At 75.3% G+C, this 18,544-nt stretch carries 12 protein-coding genes; 10 read left to right on the top strand and 2 right to left on the bottom strand.

Translation table 11 applies throughout. The annotated features are described in order from the left end of the window. Positions 1-55: 55 nt before the first annotated feature. Positions 56-949 carry a siderophore-interacting protein gene (locus tag E0L36_RS06360; protein WP_180927839.1) on the bottom strand — a complete coding sequence of 298 codons (894 nt, stop codon included), beginning with the start codon at positions 947-949 and terminating at the stop codon, positions 56-58. Between the two features lie 525 nt (positions 950-1,474). Between E0L36_RS06360 and E0L36_RS06365 the strand changes: the two genes are divergently transcribed. From E0L36_RS06365 to E0L36_RS06390, 6 genes are all read left to right on the top strand, one after another. Then, complete coding sequence (locus tag E0L36_RS06365) at positions 1,475-2,449, top strand: ABC transporter ATP-binding protein (RefSeq protein ID WP_258015918.1); 975 nt, start codon at positions 1,475-1,477, stop codon at positions 2,447-2,449. Between the two features lie 474 nt (positions 2,450-2,923). Then, entirely contained in the window at positions 2,924-3,163 is a 240-nt protein-coding gene (locus E0L36_RS28205) for a hypothetical protein (protein ID WP_180928637.1), read from the top strand. A 2-nt stretch (positions 3,164-3,165) separates the two neighbouring features. Next, the gene (locus tag E0L36_RS06375) at positions 3,166-3,969 is read left to right on the top strand and encodes a TlyA family RNA methyltransferase (RefSeq protein WP_180927840.1); all 804 of its coding nucleotides are present in this window, start codon (positions 3,166-3,168) and stop codon (positions 3,967-3,969) included. 119 nt (positions 3,970-4,088) lie between these two features. Next, entirely contained in the window at positions 4,089-4,967 is an 879-nt protein-coding gene (locus tag E0L36_RS06380) for an NAD kinase (protein WP_180928638.1), read from the top strand. A gap of 281 nt (positions 4,968-5,248) precedes the next feature. Continuing rightward, a complete protein-coding gene (recN, locus tag E0L36_RS06385; protein WP_180927841.1) occupies positions 5,249-7,000 on the top strand; it encodes a DNA repair protein RecN in 1,752 nt (583 codons plus the stop codon). A gap of 445 nt (positions 7,001-7,445) precedes the next feature. Continuing rightward, entirely contained in the window at positions 7,446-8,615 is a 1,170-nt protein-coding gene (locus tag E0L36_RS06390; protein WP_308416648.1) for a glycosyltransferase family 4 protein, read from the top strand. 206 nt (positions 8,616-8,821) lie between these two features. Here E0L36_RS06390 and E0L36_RS06395 read toward each other — a convergent pair whose 3' ends face one another. Then, positions 8,822-10,678, bottom strand: a complete 1,857-nt coding sequence (locus tag E0L36_RS06395) for a glycoside hydrolase family 15 protein (protein ID WP_180927843.1) — start codon at positions 10,676-10,678, stop codon at positions 8,822-8,824. Positions 10,679-11,220: 542 nt separating this feature from the next. Here E0L36_RS06395 and E0L36_RS06400 point away from each other — a divergent pair. From E0L36_RS06400 to ald, 4 genes are all read left to right on the top strand, one after another. Continuing rightward, a complete protein-coding gene (locus E0L36_RS06400; protein ID WP_258015920.1) occupies positions 11,221-12,963 on the top strand; it encodes a CTP synthase in 1,743 nt (580 codons plus the stop codon). 2 nt (positions 12,964-12,965) lie between these two features. Further along, positions 12,966-13,610 (top strand): NUDIX domain-containing protein, encoded by a 645-nt coding sequence (locus E0L36_RS06405; RefSeq protein ID WP_180927844.1) that lies wholly within the window; start codon positions 12,966-12,968, stop codon positions 13,608-13,610. Positions 13,611-14,491: 881 nt separating this feature from the next. After that, positions 14,492-16,546 carry an ATP-binding protein gene (locus E0L36_RS06410; RefSeq protein WP_180928639.1) on the top strand — a complete coding sequence of 685 codons (2,055 nt, stop codon included), beginning with the start codon at positions 14,492-14,494 and terminating at the stop codon, positions 16,544-16,546. Between the two features lie 304 nt (positions 16,547-16,850). Then, positions 16,851-17,984 carry an alanine dehydrogenase gene (ald, locus tag E0L36_RS06415; protein ID WP_180928640.1) on the top strand — a complete coding sequence of 378 codons (1,134 nt, stop codon included), beginning with the start codon at positions 16,851-16,853 and terminating at the stop codon, positions 17,982-17,984. Positions 17,985-18,544: the final 560 nt, after the last annotated feature.

Below are 18,544 nucleotides of genomic sequence, written 5' to 3' on the forward strand. Positions count from 1 at the left end.
CCGCCCCGGCCGCCGGAGTGGTTCGGCCCCGGACCGGAGGCCGCCGGGGTGTCGGTCAGGCGCGGGTGGCCCCGGACACCGCCTCCTCGACCAGCTGCTCCTCGGTCGCGCCGAGCCGCCAGTAGCCGGTGAACGTCACGGACCGGCGGTCGAGTCCGCGCTCGGTGACCAGGTGCCGCCGCAGGGCCCGCACCGACCCGGCCTCTCCGGCGATCCAGGCGTACGGGGTGCCCGTAGGCAGCGTGGCGGACCGGACGGCGTCCAGCAGCACGTCGGTACGGTGCCGTCCGGCGGCCTCCTCCCGCACCAGCCAGGTGATCTCGGCGTCGGCGAGGGTGGGCAGGTCCTGGACGTCCCCGGCGTGCGGGACTTCGAGCCAGGCCCGGACCGGGCTGCCCGCGGGCAGCCACTCCAGGATTCCGGCGATGGCGGGCAGCGCCGTCTCGTCCCCGCTCAGCAGGGTGCAGTCGGTGCCCGGCGGCGGCCGGAAGTCGACGCCGCCGTTGTCCGGTTCGGCCGGGCCGAGCAGGGTGACCCGGTCGCCGGGCTCGGCCCGCGCCGCCCAGCGGGAGGCCGGTCCGGTGGGGATGCCCGCGTCGTCCAGGCCGTGCAGCGCGAAGTCGATGTCGAGTTCCTCGGTGGGGAAACGGCGCTGCTGGCGCACGGTGTACGACCGCATCACGGCGCGGATCGCCGGGTCCATGGCCCGCCACTGGGCGAACCAGCCCTCCCCGGCCTGGACGGGGACCAGCGGCTCGGTCTGGCCGGGGTGCGGGAGGAAGAGTTTGAAGCGCTGGTCGCGGCCGCCCGAAGTGAGGCCGGAGAGCTGGTCGCCACCGAGGGTGACGCGGAGCATGCTCGGGCTCAGCCGCCGCGTCCGGACGACGCGGAGTTCGAAGAACTCGAACGGGACGGCGGGGGCGGGGGCTTCGGGGGCTGCGGTGCTCATCGTGCGGTCTCCTCCCGGGGCGTGCCATGCCGCCGTTCCGCGCCGTGGCGGACGGCGTTCACTTCGCGGTGGTGCGGGGCGAGTTCGGGGCGGCGCCCGGTGCGGGTCCGGAGCGCGCGGCCGCGGTTCCCGCGTCCGGCGCGCGGCCGGGGGGCGGACGCTCCGCGACGGCCCGCGGGTGCCGGTGTCCGGGGGAACATGAGGGCTCGCTCTCCACGGGCGTACGGGTCCTGGGACGTACGGTCAGGACGCGACGGACGACGCTGACTTAGGTTAACTTAACCTAAGTCGTTGTTGTCCAGAGGGCCAGTGCGTCCACCCCGCCCGCGCGCTCCGCCGTGGTCGTTCCGGATGATGGGGCGCGACCCCCCGGCGCCCGTGGGGGCCCCGGGCGTCTCGTCCCCACCGGCCCCGGGCGTTCCCCGGCGCCGGTGTGCCAACGGGGCGGACGGGGCACCGAGGGCGTGGGGGACGCGGGCCCGGCGTGTGGGCAGGCAGGCGAACGAGAGCGACGGGAAGGCCGAGATGGAGCAGACCGAGACCGCCCGCGGCGACCGGCGGGCCGACACCCCCGAGCCCGGCGACGCGGCCGCCTCCGGCCAGACGGCGCCCGGACCCGGGAACACCGAGAACACCGCCGCGGCCGCGCCGCGGCCGGGAGACGTGGCGGGCGGAGGAGCCGCCTCCTCCGGTACCGGGCCCCGCGGACGGCTGGCGGGGGAGTCGCTGACCCTCGGCTACGACCAGCGGACCATCGCCGAGGAGCTGAGCGTCGTCATCCCGGACGGCTCGTTCACCGTGGTGGTGGGGCCGAACGCCTGCGGCAAGTCGACGCTGCTGCGCGCGCTCTCCCGGATGCTGCGGCCGAGCCGTGGCACCGTCCGGCTGGACGGCGGCGACATCGCCCGGATACCCGCGAAGAAGCTGGCCCGCACCCTGGGCCTGCTGCCCCAGTCGTCCATCGCCCCGGACGGGATCACCGTCAGCGATCTGGTGGGCCGTGGGCGGTACCCGCACCAGGGGCTGCTGCGGCAGTGGTCCGACGAGGACGAGCGGGTCGTCGCGGAGTCCCTGGCCGCGACCGGGGTCACCGAACTCGCCGGACGCTACGTCGACGAGCTGTCCGGCGGCCAGCGCCAGCGCGTCTGGATCGCGATGGCGCTGGCCCAGCAGACGCCGCTGCTGCTGCTCGACGAGCCCACCACCTACCTCGACATCGCCCACCAGATCGAGGTGCTCGACCTCTGCGCCCGGCTGCACGAGGAACAGGGCCGCACCCTCGTCGCGGTGCTGCACGACCTCAACCACGCGGCCCGCTACGCCACCCACATGATCGCGATGCGGGACGGCACCGTGGTCGCCGAGGGACCGCCCTCCGAGGTGGTCACCGCCGACCTGGTGGAGACCGTCTTCAGCATGCCCTGCCGGGTGATCCCGGATCCGGAGACCGGCACCCCGCTGGTGGTCCCCGCCGCACGCGAACGGGCCCGGACCGCCTGACGGTTGCCGCCCACCGGGCGGACGGCGTCCCCGCCCGCACGGCTGGCGTCTCGCCCGGGGCGGCCTCGTGGCGTCCCGGCCGCGCGCTCCCGCGCCGCGTACCCGGCGCACCGGAGGCCCCCGGGGCGCGTCCCGCGCGATCCACACCCCGTCCAGCGGCGACGCTTCGGCACCCGCGCCCGCCCGGTGCCCTCGCCCACTCGACGGCGCGGGCCCCCACCGGGCCACGCCCGCGCCGCGCCGGGCCGCGGAGCGGCCACGACGGCGTACGGCGCGCGGGTACGGCGCGCCCGGCGAGCGGGTAGCGTCGGGGGCATGAACGAGGCGGAGCCGCGCGAACACCCTGTGGCCGAACAGCCCATCCCACTCGGGGAAGCCGCCCTTCCGGAGCGGCCGGACCCCCCGCGTGCGACCGGCGGACCGGAGGGCGGGTCACCGCGGCGCCCCGAACCGGAACCCGGGTCGGAATCCGGGGTGGAGCCCGGCCCGGAGCCCGGGGCGGAGGCGGCGGAACCGGAGCCGGACGCGGAGGGTCCGCGTCCGCTCGGGATCGCGGTCGAGCTGACCGGCCACCCCCCGGTCGACGCCGGGCTGCGGAGGCTCGGGGACGCCGACCACCTCGGTGTCTCGGGCCACCTGGAGGTGTACGAGGATGTGCACCGCGGGCTGCGCGACACCCTCGCGGCCCTCGACCGACCCGCACCGGGGAGCTGACCGTGGCACGACGCCGACTCGACGCGGAGCTGGTACGCCGCTCCCTCGCCCGCTCGCGGGAGCACGCCGGCCAGCTCATCGCCGCCGGGCGGGTCACGGTGGGGGGGAACGTCGCGAGCAAGGCCGCGACCCAGGTGGAGACCAGCGCCGCGCTGCTGGTCCGCGAGGACGCCGACGATCCGGACTACGTCTCGCGCGGCGGCCACAAACTCGCCGGGGCGCTGGAGGCGTTCACCCCGGGCGGACTCCGCGTCCGGGGGCGCCGCGCGCTCGACGCCGGCGCCTCCACCGGCGGCTTCACCGATGTGCTGCTCCGCGCCGGGGCGCGCCAGGTCGTCGCCGTCGACGTGGGGTACGGGCAGCTCGCCTGGTCGCTGCGGAGCGACGAGCGGGTGACCACCCTGGACCGCACCAACGTGCGCTCGCTCACCCTGGAGCAGGTCGGCGAACCCGTCGAACTCGTCGTCGGTGACCTCTCGTTCATCCCGCTCGGGCTGGTGCTCCCCGCGCTGCGCCGCTGCACCGTCCCCGAAGCGGACCTGGTCCTGATGGTGAAACCGCAGTTCGAGGTCGGCAGGGAACGCCTGGGCAGCGGCGGCGTGGTGCGCGGCGCCCGGCTGCGGGCCGAGGCGGTGAGCACCGTCGCGCGGCGGGCGGAGGAGCTGGGGCTGGGGGTGCGCGGGGTCACCGCGAGCCCGTTGCCGGGCCCCTCGGGCAACGTTGAGTACTTTCTGTGGCTGCGCGCCGGAGCGGCACCGCTCGACCCGGCCGAGCTGGACCGAGCGGTGGCGGAGGGGCCGAAGTGACGGCGACGGACGAGACGAGCGGGCCCGGCGGAGCGGAGCGGGGGCGGAGCGGCGCGCACGCCGGACAGACCGCGCCCCGCGAGGCGGAGAAGCCGTCGGAGGAGCCGGGGAGCCGCACCGTGTTCCTGCTCGCGCACACCGGACGGCCCGCCGCCGTGCGCAGCGCGGAACTCGTGGTGCGGGGGCTGCTCCGCTGCGGCGTGCAGGTCCGGGTGCTGGACGAGGAGGCGGTGAACCTGCCGCTGCCCGGCCCCGTGGAGACCGTCACCCCCACCCCGGACGCGGCCGAGGGCTGTGAGCTGCTGGTGGTGCTCGGCGGGGACGGAACCCTGCTGCGCGGCGCCGAGTTCGCCCGCGCCTCCGGGGTGCCGATGCTCGGCGTCAACCTGGGGCGGATCGGCTTCCTCGCGGAGGCGGAGCGCGACCACCTGGGCCAGGTCGTGGACCGCGTCGTGCGCCGCGCGTACGAGGTCGAGGAGCGGATGACGCTCGACGTGCTGGTGCGGAACGACGGCGCCCCGGCGCACGTCGACTGGGCGCTGAACGAGGCGTCGGTGGAGAAGGCGGCGCGCGAGCGGATGCTGGAGGTGGTGACGGAGGTGGACGGCCGCCCCGTCTCCAGCTTCGGCTGCGACGGTGTGGTCTGCGCCACCCCCACCGGGTCCACCGCCTACGCCTTCTCCGCCGGTGGCCCCGTGGTCTGGCCGGAGGTGGAGGCGCTGCTGATGGTGCCGATCAGCGCGCACGCGCTGTTCGCCAAGCCGCTGGTGACGGCGCCCGACTCGGTGCTCGCGGTGGAGGTCCAGCCGGACACCCCCGGCGGCGTGCTGTGGTGTGACGGCAAGCGCAGCGTCGAACTCGCCCCCGGCGCGCGGGTCGAGGTGCGCCGCGGCTCCGTGCCGGTGCGGCTCGCCCGTCTGCACCACGCTTCCTTCACCGACCGGTTGGTCGCCAAGTTCGCGCTTCCGGTGGGCGGTTGGCGCGGCGCCCCGCGCTGACGGCGGCCCCGCCGTCTCCGCCCCGAGCCCCGCGCCGGTCAACGAGCCCGGCGCCGCGTCCGGTTCGGGGCGCGGCGGCCCCTCCCGCGAGGTCCGGCCGCACACGACCGAACTCGCCGGGCTCCGGAGCACCACCCGGAACGCCTTCCCTCCCGGGGCCGCCGCCGGGGCGCGCGCGGCGTCTGGGAGGCCGGGATTCCGGTCCCGCTCGCCCCACCGTGCCCGGGTACGACGGAGGCGTCACCCGGACCAGGGGTGGGGCGGCCACCGGGTGACCTCGTATGGTCGTACCCGTGTTGGAGGAGATGCGGATCCAGTCCCTGGGCGTGATTGACGACGCCGTCGTCGAGCTGGCCCCCGGTTTCACCGCGGTGACCGGCGAGACCGGAGCCGGGAAGACCATGGTCGTGACCAGCCTCGGCCTGCTGCTCGGCGGCCGGGCCGACGCCGGTCTGGTGCGGTTCGGCGCGAAGTCGGCCGTGGTGGAGGGGCGGTTGCTCGTCCCTCCCCAGTCCCCGGTGGCGCGCAGGGCGAGCGAGGCCGGTGCCGAACTGGACGACGGCGCCCTGCTGATCAGTCGCAGTGTCTCGGCGGAGGGGCGCTCCCGCGCCCACCTCGGCGGCCGTTCGGCCCCGATCGGGCTGCTGGCCGAGCTGAGCGGCGACCTCGTCGCGGTGCACGGCCAGACCGACCAGCAGGGGCTGCTGCGCCCCGCGCGGCAGCGGGAGGCGCTCGACCGGTACGCGGGCGAGGCCGTGGCCAAGCCGCTCGCCGCCTACGGCGAGGCGTACCAGCGGCTGCGCGCCGTCTCCAGCGAACTGACGGAGATCACCACGCGGGCCCGGGAGCGCGCCCAGGAGGCGGACCTGCTCCGCTTCGGCCTCACGGAGATCGCGGAGGTGGAGCCGCGTCCCGGTGAGGACACCGAACTGGCCGCCGAGGCCGAGCGGTTGGGGCACGCCGAGGCGCTGGCCTCCGCCGCCACCGCGGCGCACGGCGCGCTGGCCGGGGATCCGGCCGACCCGGAGGGCGTGGACGCGGCCACCCTGGTCGCCGGGGCGCACCGGGCCCTGGAGGCGGTGCGGTCGCACGACCCGGCGCTCGCCGCCCTCGCGGAACGCCTGGGCGAGGTGTCCATCCTGCTGTCCGACGTGGCCGGTGAACTCGCGGGCTACGCCGACGACCTGGACGCCGACCCGCTGCGGCTGGCCGCGGTGGAGGAGCGGCGCGCCGCGCTGGCCCAGCTCACCCGCAAGTACGGCGCGGACATCGCGGAGGTGCTCGGCTGGGCCGAGGAGAGCGCGACCCGCCTCTCCGAACTGGACGGCGACGACGAGCGGATCGCGGAGCTGACCGCCGAGCACGCCGGGCTGCGCGCCGAACTCGGCACGCTCGCCCACGCGTTGACCGAGGCGCGCACCGAGGCCGCCCGGCGCTTCGCCGAGGCGGTGACGGCGGAACTCGCCGAACTCGCCATGCCACACGCCCGGGTGTCGTTCACCATCGGGCACGGCGAGGCCGCCGACGAGGAGTCCGGGATCGAGCTGGACGGACGGAACGTCGCCTACGGCCCGCACGGCGCCGACGAGGTCGAGCTGTTGCTCGCGCCGCACCCGGGCGCTCCGCCCCGGCCCATCGCCAAGGGCGCTTCCGGCGGTGAGCTGTCCCGGGTGATGCTGGCGGTCGAGGTGGTCTTCGCGGGCGCCGCGCCCGTCCCCAGCTACCTGTTCGACGAGGTGGACGCCGGGGTCGGCGGCAAGGCGGCGGTCGAGGTCGGGCGGCGGCTGGCGCGGCTCGCCCGGTCCGCGCAGGTGGTGGTGGTGACGCACCTGCCGCAGGTCGCGGCCTTCGCGGACCGTCACCTGGTGGTGCGGAAGACCGGCGACGGCTCGGTCACGAGCAGCGGGGTGCAGGCGCTGGAGGGCGAGGAGCGGGTGCGCGAGCTGTCCCGGATGCTCGCGGGCCAGGAGGACTCGGAGCTGGCCCGGGCCCACGCCGAGGAGCTGCTGGAGACGGCCCGCTCCGAGGTCTGAGACGGCCCGCCCGCGCCACCCTCGCGTTCCTCGGCGGACCTCGGGCGGACCGGGCGGAACCTGGGCGGATGCCGGGCCGGGCCCCGGGACCGTCGTCGGCCGCTCCCGGGGCCGACGCCCGGGAGGTTCCGGTGGTTTCCCGCCGCTCCCCGGCCCGTTCCGGCCGGACCCGGCGCGCGGGCGGGACGCGCGCGCGGAGCGCGGTGGTGTGCGGGGGCGCGCGGCTCTGACCTCACCCGGCTGAGTGATCCCACGGTGTGGGGCGCGACGCGCGCCCCCGTCTGACGGGGGCTCAGGTGCCGGCGAACCCGCCGCTCCTGGCATGCTGGGCCGGTCGCCGGGCCGCGCGGGAGCCTGGTGCCCCCCCTGCCGGGCCCGCGCCGGACCGCGGTCCGTGCCGGACGTCCGCTCGCCCACGTCGACCGCAGCCAGGAGCCTGACCACCGTGAGCCCCACCCCTCCTCCGCACGGGCCACTCCTCGGTCGGGCGCCACTGCGCGTCGTGCAGGTGCTGGGCGGGGCGTCCCCCGCGTCCGGTGGGGTCTCCTCGACCCGGACCGCCGCGCACGTGCGCTCGCTGACCGAGGGGCTGGTGGCACGCGGGGTCCGGGTGACCGTCTGCGCGGGTCCCGGCGCCGAGTCACGGTACGGGTTCACCGGCGCCGGGGCGCGGTTCGCGGCCGTCCCGGCGCAGGGCGGGCCGGAGGCCGTCGCCGCGCTGCGCGCGGTCTGCGCCGGAGCCGACCTGGTCCACGCGCACGGGCTGCGCTCCGGAATGCTGGCCGCACTGGCGCTGAGCGCCCTGCGCGGCTCCGTCCGGCTCGTCGTCACCTGGCACAACCGGGACTACGGCGAGGGCGCGAGGGGACCGCTCGTCCGGCTCCTGGAGCGGCGGGTGGCGCGGGCGGCCGAGGTGATGCTGGGCGCGACCGCCGAACTGGTCGACTCCGCCCGGGCGTGCGGCGCGCGGGACGCCCGGCTCGCCCCGGTCGGCCTGCCGCACCCCGAGCGGTGCGCCTCCGCCGGGCGGCCTCCGGGACCGGTCACCGACGAGCCGCTGCACGCCCAACTTGACGCTGTGCGGCGCCCGTTGCTGTTCACCGCCGGACGCCTCGACCGTCACCACGGCCTCGGGACGCTGCTGACGGCGGCGCGCGCCTGGCGCCACCTCACCCCGGAACCGGTCCTGGCCATCGCCGGTGCGGGCCCGGCCCGGCCCGCGCTCCAGCGCCGTATCGAACAGGAGGCGCTGCCCGCCCGGTTGGTGGGACCTCCCGGAGACGCCATCGACCTGCTGGCCCGCGCCGACGTCGCGCTGCTGCCCGCGCGGCACCAGGCGCGGTCGCCGCTGGCCCAGGAGGCGCTGCGCGCCGGGGTGCCGCTGGTGGCCTGCGCGGTCGGCGGCGTGCCCGAACTTGTCGGGGACGGGGCGCTGTTGGTGCCGAAGGACGATCCGGATGCGCTGGCGGGCGCGGTGTCCGGTCTGCTGCGCTCGCCGGAGCGCGGGGAGCGGCTGATCGCCGCCGGGCGTGCCCAGGCTGCGAGTTGGGCGACCGAGGCGGACACGGTCGCCCATGTGCTCAGCGTCTACGACGAGATGACCGGCGCGCACTGAACTGTCCGCCCCACCGGGCCGCGTTCGGCGGGGGTCGGGGCGCGGGGGAGTGGCGCGTGAGAGAGCGGAGAGGGCGTCGGGGACGCGCGGTGTGCCGCGGTGGCCGCCGACGCCGGGTGGCGGAGGACCGGAGCCCCGGTGGGGCGCGGTCCGGGCTCCGCCGGGTCGGTGCTGCCCCCCGCCCGTGTGGACGGGGGAGCGCGTGCTCAGGCGCCGTAGGCGCCGGAGGCGGTCAGCCGCAGGGCGGTGTCGATCAGCGGCACATGGCTGAACGCCTGCGGGAAGTTGCCCACTTGACGCTGGAGCCGGGGGTCCCACTCCTCCGCGAGCAGGCCCAGGTCGTTGCGGAGCGCGAGCAGCCGCTCGAAGAGCTGCCGTGCCTCCTCCACCCGGCCGATCATCGCGAGGTCGTCGGCCAGCCAGAACGAGCAGGCGAGGAAGGCCCCCTCGTCGCCCTCCAGCCCGTCGACGTTGTCGGGGCCGCTGGAGGTCGGGTACCGCATGACGAAGCCGTCCTCGGTGGACAGCTCCCGCTGGATCGCCTCGATGGTGCCGATGACCCGCTTGTCGTCCGGCGGCAGGAAGCCCATCTGCGGGATGAGCAGCAGGGAGGCGTCCAGCTCCTGGGAGCCGTAGGACTGGGTGAAGGTGTTCCGCTCCTTGTCGTACCCCTTCTCGCAGACCTCGCGGTGGATGTCGTCCCGCAGCGCGCGCCAGCGGTCCAGCGGACCGTCCACCTCACCGGACTCGATCAGCTTCACCGTGCGGTCGACCGCGACCCAGGCCATCACCTTCGAGTGCACGAAGTGCCGACGCGGTCCGCGCACCTCCCAGATGCCCTCGTCCGGCTCGGTCCAGTGCTTCTCCAGGTAGCGGATCAGGTTGAGCTGGAGGAGCTGCGCGTAGTCGTTCCGGCCCAGACCGGTCATGTGCGCCAGGTGCAGCGCCTCGGTGACCTCCCCGTACACGTCCAGCTGGAGCTGTCCGGCGGCGCCGTTGCCCACCCGGACGGGCGCCGAGTTCTCGTACCCCGGCAGCCAGCTCAGCTCCATCTCGCCCAACTCGCGCTCGCCCGCGATGCCGTACATGATCTGGAGGTTCTCCGGATCGCCCGCGACGGCGCGCAGCAGCCACTCGCGCCAGGCCCGCGCCTCCTCCCGGTAGCCGGTGCGCAGCAGCGAGGAGAGGGTGATCGCCGCGTCCCGGAGCCAGGTGAAGCGGTAGTCCCAGTTCCGGGAGCCGCCGATGTCCTCCGGGAGCGAGGTGGTGGGCGCCGCGACGATCCCGCCGGTCGGCGCGTACGTCAGGGCCTTCAGGGTGATCAGCGAGCGGACCACCGCCTCCCGGTACGGGCCCTGGTAGGTGCACTGCTCCACCCACTCGCGCCAGAACTCCTCGGTGACCTCCAGCGCGGACTCGGCCTCCGGTGGCTCCGGCGGCTCCCGGTGCGAGGCCTGCCAGCTGATGGCGAGCGCGATCCGGTCCCCGGCCTTCACGGTGAAGTCCGAGTAGGTGGTGAGGTCCTGGCCGTAGGTCTCGACGTCGCTGTCCAGCCACACCGAGTCGGGCCCGGCGACGGCCGCGGTGCGGTGGTCGACCCGGTGCACCCACGGCACCACCCAGCCGTACGAGAAGCGCATCCGCAGCGCGGAGCGCATCGGCACCCGGCCGCTGACCCCCTCCACGATCCGGACGAGTTGCGGGGCGTGCGTCCCGCGCGGCGGCATGAAGTCGATGACCCGGACGGAGCCGCGTGGGGTGTCCCACTCGGACTCCAGGATGAGGGAGTCCCCCCGGTAGCGCCTGCGGTCGGCCGGAGGGGGTTCCCCTCCGGCCGCGTGCGCGGGGCCGAGCCGCCAGAAGCCGTGCTCCTCCGTGCCCAGCAGACTCGCGAACACCGCGTGCGAGTCGAATCTGGGGAGGCAGAGCCAGTCGGCCGAACCGTCCCGTCCGATGAGGGCGGCGGTCTGCATATCCCCGATGAGTGCGTAATCCTCGATACGCCCAGCCACGTGCGTCTCCAGTCGAACTGTGGCGTGGCGTCCCCGTGGGACGCCCGACATGACCTGCGATTTCCCAACCCGCCCGGAGAGGTACCGGGCAGGGTACGACGCGGCGGCGGGACCCGCCCGACGGCCACCGCGAGGGTGTGGCGTGAGGGGTGAACGACCGGCCGGACGCGACCGCCGTGATCTGACCGCCACGGTAGAGCAGAAAGGGCCCTGCTGTGGCACGCCTGGACCGATTCCGTCCCACCAGCTCCGCGCGGCGGACCCGGCGCCGCCCGGCCGCCCACCCGGGCCCGCGCCGGGACCCGTTCCGCGGGCCGCGCCCAGGTCCGGTCCGCGCCCGCTCCCAGGGCCGCTCCCAGGGCGTTCCCAGGGCGTTCCGAGGTCCGTGGACGTCCTCCGAGGGGCGGCTCGGACGGTCGCTGATACCCTGGTAGCCCGTGGACCGGTGGGCCCAGCTCATCCGTCGAATCGGCCTCTTCCCTTCCGGGATCCCGTCGGCGCGGCAGCCCCCCGAACCGCAGCGTCGGCCCCCGTGCATCGTGGCAGGGCGTCCGCCGCACTCCACCACGCGACCACGGGAGCCCCACTTGGCCATGCCGCCTGCAACCATGACGACCAAGCACCTCTTCGTCACCGGGGGCGTCGCCTCCTCGCTCGGCAAGGGGCTCACCGCCTCCAGCCTGGGCGCGCTGCTCAAGGCACGGGGTTTGCGGGTGACGATGCAGAAGCTCGACCCCTACCTCAACGTCGACCCCGGCACGATGAACCCCTTCCAGCACGGTGAGGTGTTCGTCACCAACGACGGTGCCGAGACTGACCTCGACATCGGGCACTACGAGCGCTTCCTCGACGTCGACCTGGACGCCTCCGCCAACGTCACCACCGGGCAGGTCTACTCCTCGGTGATCGCCAAGGAGCGGCGCGGCGAGTACCTGGGTGACACGGTCCAGGTGATCCCGCACATCACCAACGAGATCAAGCACCGCATCCGGCGGATGGCCACCGACGACGTCGACGTCGTGATCACCGAGGTCGGGGGCACGGTCGGGGACATCGAGTCGCTCCCGTTCCTGGAGGCCGTCCGGCAGGTGCGGCACGAGGTGGGGCGGGACAACGTCTTCGTCGTGCACATCTCGCTGCTGCCGTACATCGGCCCGTCCGGGGAGCTGAAGACCAAGCCGACCCAGCACTCGGTCGCGGCGCTGCGGAACATCGGCATCCAGCCGGACGCGATCGTGCTGCGCGCCGACCGCGAGGTGCCCACCGCGATCAAGCGGAAGATCTCGCTGATGTGTGACGTCGACGACGCCGCCGTGGTCGCCGCCATCGACGCGAAGTCGATCTACGACATCCCGAAGGTCCTGCACACCGAGGGGCTCGACGCCTACGTCGTCCGGAAACTGGACCTGCCCTTCCGGGACGTGGACTGGAGCCAGTGGGACGACCTGCTGCGCCGGGTCCACGAGCCCGACCACGAGGTGACCGTCGCGCTCGTCGGCAAGTACGTCGACCTGCCGGACGCCTACCTCTCGGTCACCGAGGCGCTGCGCGCCGGCGGCTTCGCCAACCGGGCCCGGGTGCACATCAAGTGGGTCACCTCGGACGACTGCCGTACCCCGGAGGGCGCGGCGCGACAGCTCGCCGACTGCGACGCGGTCTGTATCCCGGGCGGATTCGGCGACCGCGGTGTCCAGGGCAAGGTCAGCGCGATCCGGTACGCCAGGGAGAACCGGCTGCCGCTGCTCGGGCTCTGCCTGGGCCTCCAGTGCGTGGTGGTGGAGGCGGCCCGCAACCTGGCGGGTATCGCGGACGCCAACAGCACCGAGTTCGACCAGGGCACCGCGCATCCGGTGATCTCCACCATGGAGGAGCAGCTGGACATCGTCGCCGGGGACGGCGATCTCGGCGGCACCATGCGGCTGGGGCTCTACCCGGCCAAGCTCGCCGAGGGCTCGATCGCGCGCGAGGTGTACGGCGGTGAGCCGTACGTCGAGGAGCGCCACCGGCACCGGTACGAGGTCAACAACCAGTACCGGAGCGAGCTGGAGAAGAAGGCGGGGCTGGTGTTCTCCGGAACCTCCCCCGACAACCGGCTGGTCGAGTACGTCGAGTACCCCCGCGAGGTCCACCCGTACCTGATCGCCACCCAGGCCCACCCGGAGCTGCGCTCCCGGCCGACCCGTCCGCACCCGCTGTTCGCCGGGCTCGCCCGGGCCGCGGTGGAGCGGCAGGCGGAGCGGTCCACCAGCGGGCCGTTGGCCACCGGCGCCGAGCCGGACGGGCTGAGCGACCCGGCGCACCCCGGGACCGCGGCGAACGCTGGAGAGGGAGCCTGACGATGGCGGAGCACCCCGAACTCGTCGACGTACCGGAGGAGTGGCGCGTCACCGGGACGGCCACCCCCTTCCAGGGCAAGAAGACCAGCGTCCGCACGGACGACGTGGTCATGCCGGACGGCGGCGTCGCGCGGCGCGACTACCAGGTCCACCCGGGCTCGGTCGCGGTGCTCGCGCTGGACGAGGAGGACCGGGTGCTGGTGCTCAGCCAGTACCGGCACCCGGTGCGCTGGAAGCTGTGGGAGATCCCGGCCGGACTGCTCGACGTCCCCGGCGAGAACCCGCTCCACGCGGCCGAGCGCGAGCTGTACGAGGAGGCCCACGTCCAGGCCACGGACTGGCGTGTGCTGGTCGACGTGTACACCACGCCCGGCGGCTGCGACGAGGCCGTCCGGATCTTCCTCGCCCGTGGGGTCACCGAGGCGGAGGGCGAGCGGTTCGCCGTGTTCGCCGAGGAGGCCGCGATGGAGCTGGCCCGGGTCCCGCTGGACGAGCTGGTCCAGGGGGCACTCGCCGGGCGGCTGCACAACAATTGCCTGGTGGTGGGGGCGCTGGCGCTCCACGCGGCCCGCTCCTCGGCCGAGGGGCTGGAGGGACTGCGCCCCGCCGAGGCGCCCTGGCCCGCCCGCCCCTTCCAGCCGTCCTGACGCGGAGTCGCCGGGCCCGGCCGTAGCCCGACGGATCCGGGGGCCCGGGCGGATCAGGTGGGCGCGTGTGGTGGCGGACGTGATCCCCGTCCGCCCCCTCGCCCGCCGGTCGCCGGGGGCGCCCGGAGCGTGCCCCGGGGCCGCTGGACCGAAGTGGTGAGCTTCCGTATCCGAGCCGCCGCGCGCCCCGACGCCCCTTCCCCGGGTGAACTAAGGTGCTTTTTCTTGGATCACATGGTCCGAACGGCGTGCCACCCGGTACGTCCTCGGGCCCACGTGGGGAGCCGACGGCGAGCGCCGCGCCCCGCCGTATGAGGGACCGCTTCCGGGCCGCACGCCCGGGAGGCGTCCGTACGTCCGGCGCGGTGCCCCGGGCACGGACCGCCGTGGGCCCGGGCCCACGGCGCCCGGGACGAGCCGTCCGGGGCGGTGTGAACCGGCGGCGGCCCGCGGGCTCGTGCGCGCAGGCTCAGGTGGACGGGAGCGTACCGGTGACGGATCAGGCGGTTCAGCCAGCGGAAACCCCCGCCCCCACGACGGACCCGACAGACCCGACAGACCCGACAGAACCGACTGATCCGGCGAGCCCGGCGGGTCCGGCGGGCACGACGGACCGTCCGGAGGGTCCCGACGCCGGTCCCACGGGAAGCCCCACCGAGGAAGCCACGGAGCGCGCGGGAAGCCCCACCGAGGAGGCCCCGGTGGAGCCCGCGTCCGCCAGCTCCCCACTCCCCGCCGACTCCCCGGCCGGGACCGTCGCGGCCACCGGGTCTCCCGTCCCGCCCGTTCCGGCCCCGGAGCCCCGGACCGGGGAAGCCGCGAACCGTCCGGCCCCCAGCGGGCCCACCGCCTCCGGCACCCCCACCGCCCCCGCCGCCCGGGTGCACGCCCCGCCCGCCGAACGCCCCGGCTCGCCGGCCCGGCCGCCAGCCGACTTCCTGGGCCGCCGCCGTGAACTGCGCCAGCTGGCCACCGACATCGAGCACGCCGGGCTCGACACCCTCGCGGGACGTCCCTCCCCCCACAGCCGGGTGCTGCTGATCGCGGGCGTGCCCGGCTCCGGACGCACCACCCTGGCCGAGGCGTTCGTGCGCGGTGTCGCCGACCGTTACCCGGACGGGGTGCTGCGCGCCCGGCTCACCGACCCCCACGGAGAACCGGTGCCGGTCGAACAGGCCGCCCGCGAGATCCTCGCCACACTCGACGGGCCGCGGGTCCCACCGGGAGCGGGGGAGGAGGAGCTGACCGAGGCGGTCCGCACGGCCCTCACCGGACGCGCCGCCGTGCTGTTCCTGGACGACGTGGCGGACCCGGCGCACCTGCTGGACCTGCTGCCCGACAGCCGCGAGTGCCTGGTCGTCGCGGTCTCCTCCGGCCCGCTCACCGGCGTCCCCGACGTACGGCCCTGCGCGCTCGGCGGACTGGACCGTGCCTCCGCCGTCGAACTCCTCGCCCGCCGCGCCGGATCCGCGCCCCGGATCACCGTCGACCCGCGCGGGGCGGAACTGCTGGCCGAGGCGTGCGGGGACCTGCCCGCCGCGCTCGCGCTGACCGGCGGATGGCTCAGCGCGCACCCGACGGCCTCGGTCGCGGACGCCGCCCGGGCCCTCGCCCGCCCCGGGACCGCGCCCTCCGGGGAGCCGGGCACCCGCACCCCGCTGACCCGCGCCTTCCGGCTGGCCTACGACGCCCTCCCGGCACCGACGGCCCGGCTCGCCCGCCTGCTGACGCTCGCCCCCGGCGGTGTCGCCGACGCGCACGGCGCGTCCGCGCTCGCCGGATGCGCGGTGCCGGAGGCCATCGCGATCCTGACCGACCTGGAGCGGCTGGGGCTGTTGCGCGCGCTCCCCCCGGACCGCTACGCGGTACCCGGCTGCCTCGACCCGCTGCTCCGCGCCGAACTCGCCGAGCGGGAGCGGGAGAGCGAGGCGCTGCTGGCCCGGGCCCGGATGCTGGAGCGGATGGTGCGGCAGCTCCAGGCGTGCCGCGCCGTCACCGAACCAGCCGGTTCACCGGCGCGGGAACGTCTCGCAGCGCAGCCCCGCCCCCTGCGCTTCGAGAGCCCGGCCGAGGCCCGGGACTGGCTGACGGCACGCCGTCCGGCGCTGCTGACCGCCGTCCGCTCGGCCGTCGAGGAGGGGGGCGAACTGGACAGTCTGGCCCGCCGGATGGTCTCGGCCCTCGCCCGCGCCCTGGAGGCGCACCGGACGCCCGAGGAGTCGGCCCCGGACGTCTACCGGCTGCACGAGCTGGTGCTGCGGGTCGCCGCGCGCGGTGGCCCGGCCCGGGAGGAGGCCGCGGCCCTGCTGAACCTGGGCGACCTCGACGCGCACGCGGAGCGGCTGCCGGAGGCGCTCGCCCGCTACCGGGCCGCGCTGGACGCGGCCCGCGCCGCCCGGGACGAGCTGGCCGCCTGCCGGGCTCTGGAGTCGATCGGCGACACCCACGCGGAACAGGAGGACTGGTCCCGCGCCGCCGACTGGTACGGGCGCGCGCTCGCCGGACGGCAGGCGCGGGGCGGGGACGGCGCGGCGGCGGCCCGGCTGCACGGCAGGCTCGGCGCGGTGCTGGGCCGGTCCGGGCGCTGGGGCGAGGCGCTGCGCGAGTGGCGCGCCGCGGCGGCGCTGCTCCGGCGGCTGGGGGACACCTGGGCGTGGGCGCGGGCGCTGGCGGAGGTCGCCGAGGCGCAGGACCGGGCCGGGCGGCCGAAGGAGGCGCTGCGCGCCTGGGAGCAGGCGCTGTCCGCCGCCGAACGCGCGGGGGACCCGCGGCTGGAGGGGCATGTCAACCTGCGGCTGGCCGGAGCGCTGGAGCGGGTGGGCGAGCGCCGGGCCGCGCGGGAGCGGGGACGGGCAGGTCAGCGGTTGCTGGACCGGGCGGCGGCGGAGGGGGCGGTCCGGAGCCCGGAAAACGGAACTACCGCCACCGGTGTCTGATCGCGTTACCTGGGAAACATATAGCAAGGCGCGATTAGATGGACCCTTTGTAAGGCTAGACAGTGCGAGATCCTTCATTAGAATGGTCGCGCCGTGGCCCTCCGTGGGTATCCGTCTGGGTTCGCGTTGGTCCGCACCGTTCCATGCCGCCACCTGCGGGTATGGAGCGGTATCGATCGACTCGTGCCGGTTTTCCCTGCGTCCCTGATGTCGCTCGGTATCCACCCATACATACCGGGAGATCACGGGACGTGCCCCGGCCGTCCCTGTCCTCCGAACCCCTGAGCCAAGGACTGTGATTGACGTGAAGGTCGGTATCCCCCGCGAAGTCAAGAACAACGAGTTCCGGGTGGCCGGAACCCCGGCCGGTGTGCTGGAACTCGTGCGAAGCGGCCACGAGGTGTACGTCGAGCGAGGGGCCGGAGTGGGTTCCTCCATCCCGGACGAGGAGTACACCGCCGCCGGCGCCACCCTCCTCGGCACGGCCGACGAGGTGTGGGCCACCGCTGACCTGCTGCTGAAGGTCAAGGAGCCGGTGCGGGAGGAGTACCACCGCCTCCGTAAGGACCAGACCCTCTTCACCTACCTCCACCTGGCCGCGTCCCGCCCCTGCACGGACGCCCTGCTGGCGTCGGGCACCACGGCCATCGCCTACGAGACGGTGGAGACCGCCAACCGGGCGCTGCCCCTCCTCGCCCCGATGTCCGAGGTGGCGGGCCGGATCGCCCCGCAGGTGGGCGCCTACCACCTGATGCGCTGGGGCGAGTCGGGACAGCACGCGGGCGGTCGCGGAGTCCTCCCCGGCGGGGTGCCGGGTGTGCACGCGGGGCGCGCGGTCGTGATCGGTGGCGGTGTCTCCGGCTGGAACGCCACCCAGATCGCGGTGGGCCTGGGCTTCCACGTGACCCTGCTGGACAAGGACGTCAACAAGCTGCGCGAGGCCGACCGGATCTTCGGCAGTACGGTGCGGACCGTCGCCTCCAACGCCTACGAACTGGAACGCGCCGTGCTGGAGGCCGACCTGGTGATCGGCGCGGTGCTGATCCCGGGCGCCAGGGCGCCCAAGCTGGTGACCAACGAGCTGGTATCCCGGATGAAGCCGGGAAGCGTCCTTGTCGACATCGCGATCGACCAGGGCGGCTGCTTCGAGGACTCCCGGCCCACCACGCACGCGGACCCCACCTTCCCGGTGCACGACTCGATCTTCTACTGCGTCGCCAACATGCCAGGGGCGGTACCCAACACCTCCACCTACGCCCTGACCAACGCCACGCTCCCGTACATCCTGGAGGTCGCCAACCACGGCTGGCGCGAGGCGCTGCGCCGGGATCCGGCGCTGGCTCTCGGTCTCAACACCCATGACGGCGAGGTGGTGTACGGCCCTGTCGCGGAGGCGCACGAGCTGCCGGTCCGCGAACTCGGCACCCTGCTCGGCTGATCCGCGGTCGCCCGCCGCACGCGTTGCCCCCGCCGAGGGCGCGCCTCTGCCAAGGGCGGTTCGCGCACGGTCAGTTCGTCGCCGTTACGCGGCCCGTCCGGTGCGCCGACCCGCGCGCCGGACGGGCCGCCGCGCCCCGTCGTGGGGGGCGCGCCGCCCCGCGCTCCGAGTGCCCCAAAGACTCGCGGGGCGACACCTTTTGGGGGTGGACAGCCCCAACATCACGTTTGTCACGGGGGGTTGACCCCCTCTCCGCGTCCCGGTGGTCAACTCCCTCACCGTGCCGCCCACTCCCCAGCGTCCTCGCTCCACCCGACGGGACGTCGGTGCCGCGCGCATGCCCCGGGGTCCGCTCGCCTCTCCGCTCGCGGGTCCGCTCCGGGGTGGCCGTCCGGTGACGGTGTCCCGTCGAGACTCCCGCGAACTCCCGTCCGTCCGGCCGCCGTTCACCTTCGTATCTGTTTCCGGTTCGGGGCGGAACGCGGGTAAGTCCCCGCGTTCCGGGGGCGGGTGGCCGCGCGACGGTGAGCGGGGAGAACGCGCGGTCGGATTCGGTGGCG

This window comes from Streptomyces sp. AJS327, from assembly GCF_013450295.1.
GTDB lineage: Bacteria > Actinomycetota > Actinomycetes > Streptomycetales > Streptomycetaceae > Streptomyces.

Excerpts from the sequence above, each read along its gene's own strand:
- E0L36_RS06360 (WP_180927839.1), bottom strand. The coding sequence starts at position 949 with ATGAGCACCGCAGCCCCCGAAGCCCCCGCCCCCGCCGTCCCGTTCGAG.
- E0L36_RS06365 (WP_258015918.1), top strand. The coding sequence starts at position 1,475 with ATGGAGCAGACCGAGACCGCCCGCGGCGACCGGCGGGCCGACACCCCC.
- recN (WP_180927841.1), top strand. The coding sequence starts at position 5,249 with ATGGTCGTACCCGTGTTGGAGGAGATGCGGATCCAGTCCCTGGGCGTG.
- E0L36_RS06395 (WP_180927843.1), bottom strand. The coding sequence starts at position 10,678 with ATGTCGGGCGTCCCACGGGGACGCCACGCCACAGTTCGACTGGAGACG.
- E0L36_RS06400 (WP_258015920.1), top strand. The coding sequence starts at position 11,221 with ATGCCGCCTGCAACCATGACGACCAAGCACCTCTTCGTCACCGGGGGC.
- E0L36_RS06405 (WP_180927844.1), top strand. The coding sequence starts at position 12,966 with ATGGCGGAGCACCCCGAACTCGTCGACGTACCGGAGGAGTGGCGCGTC.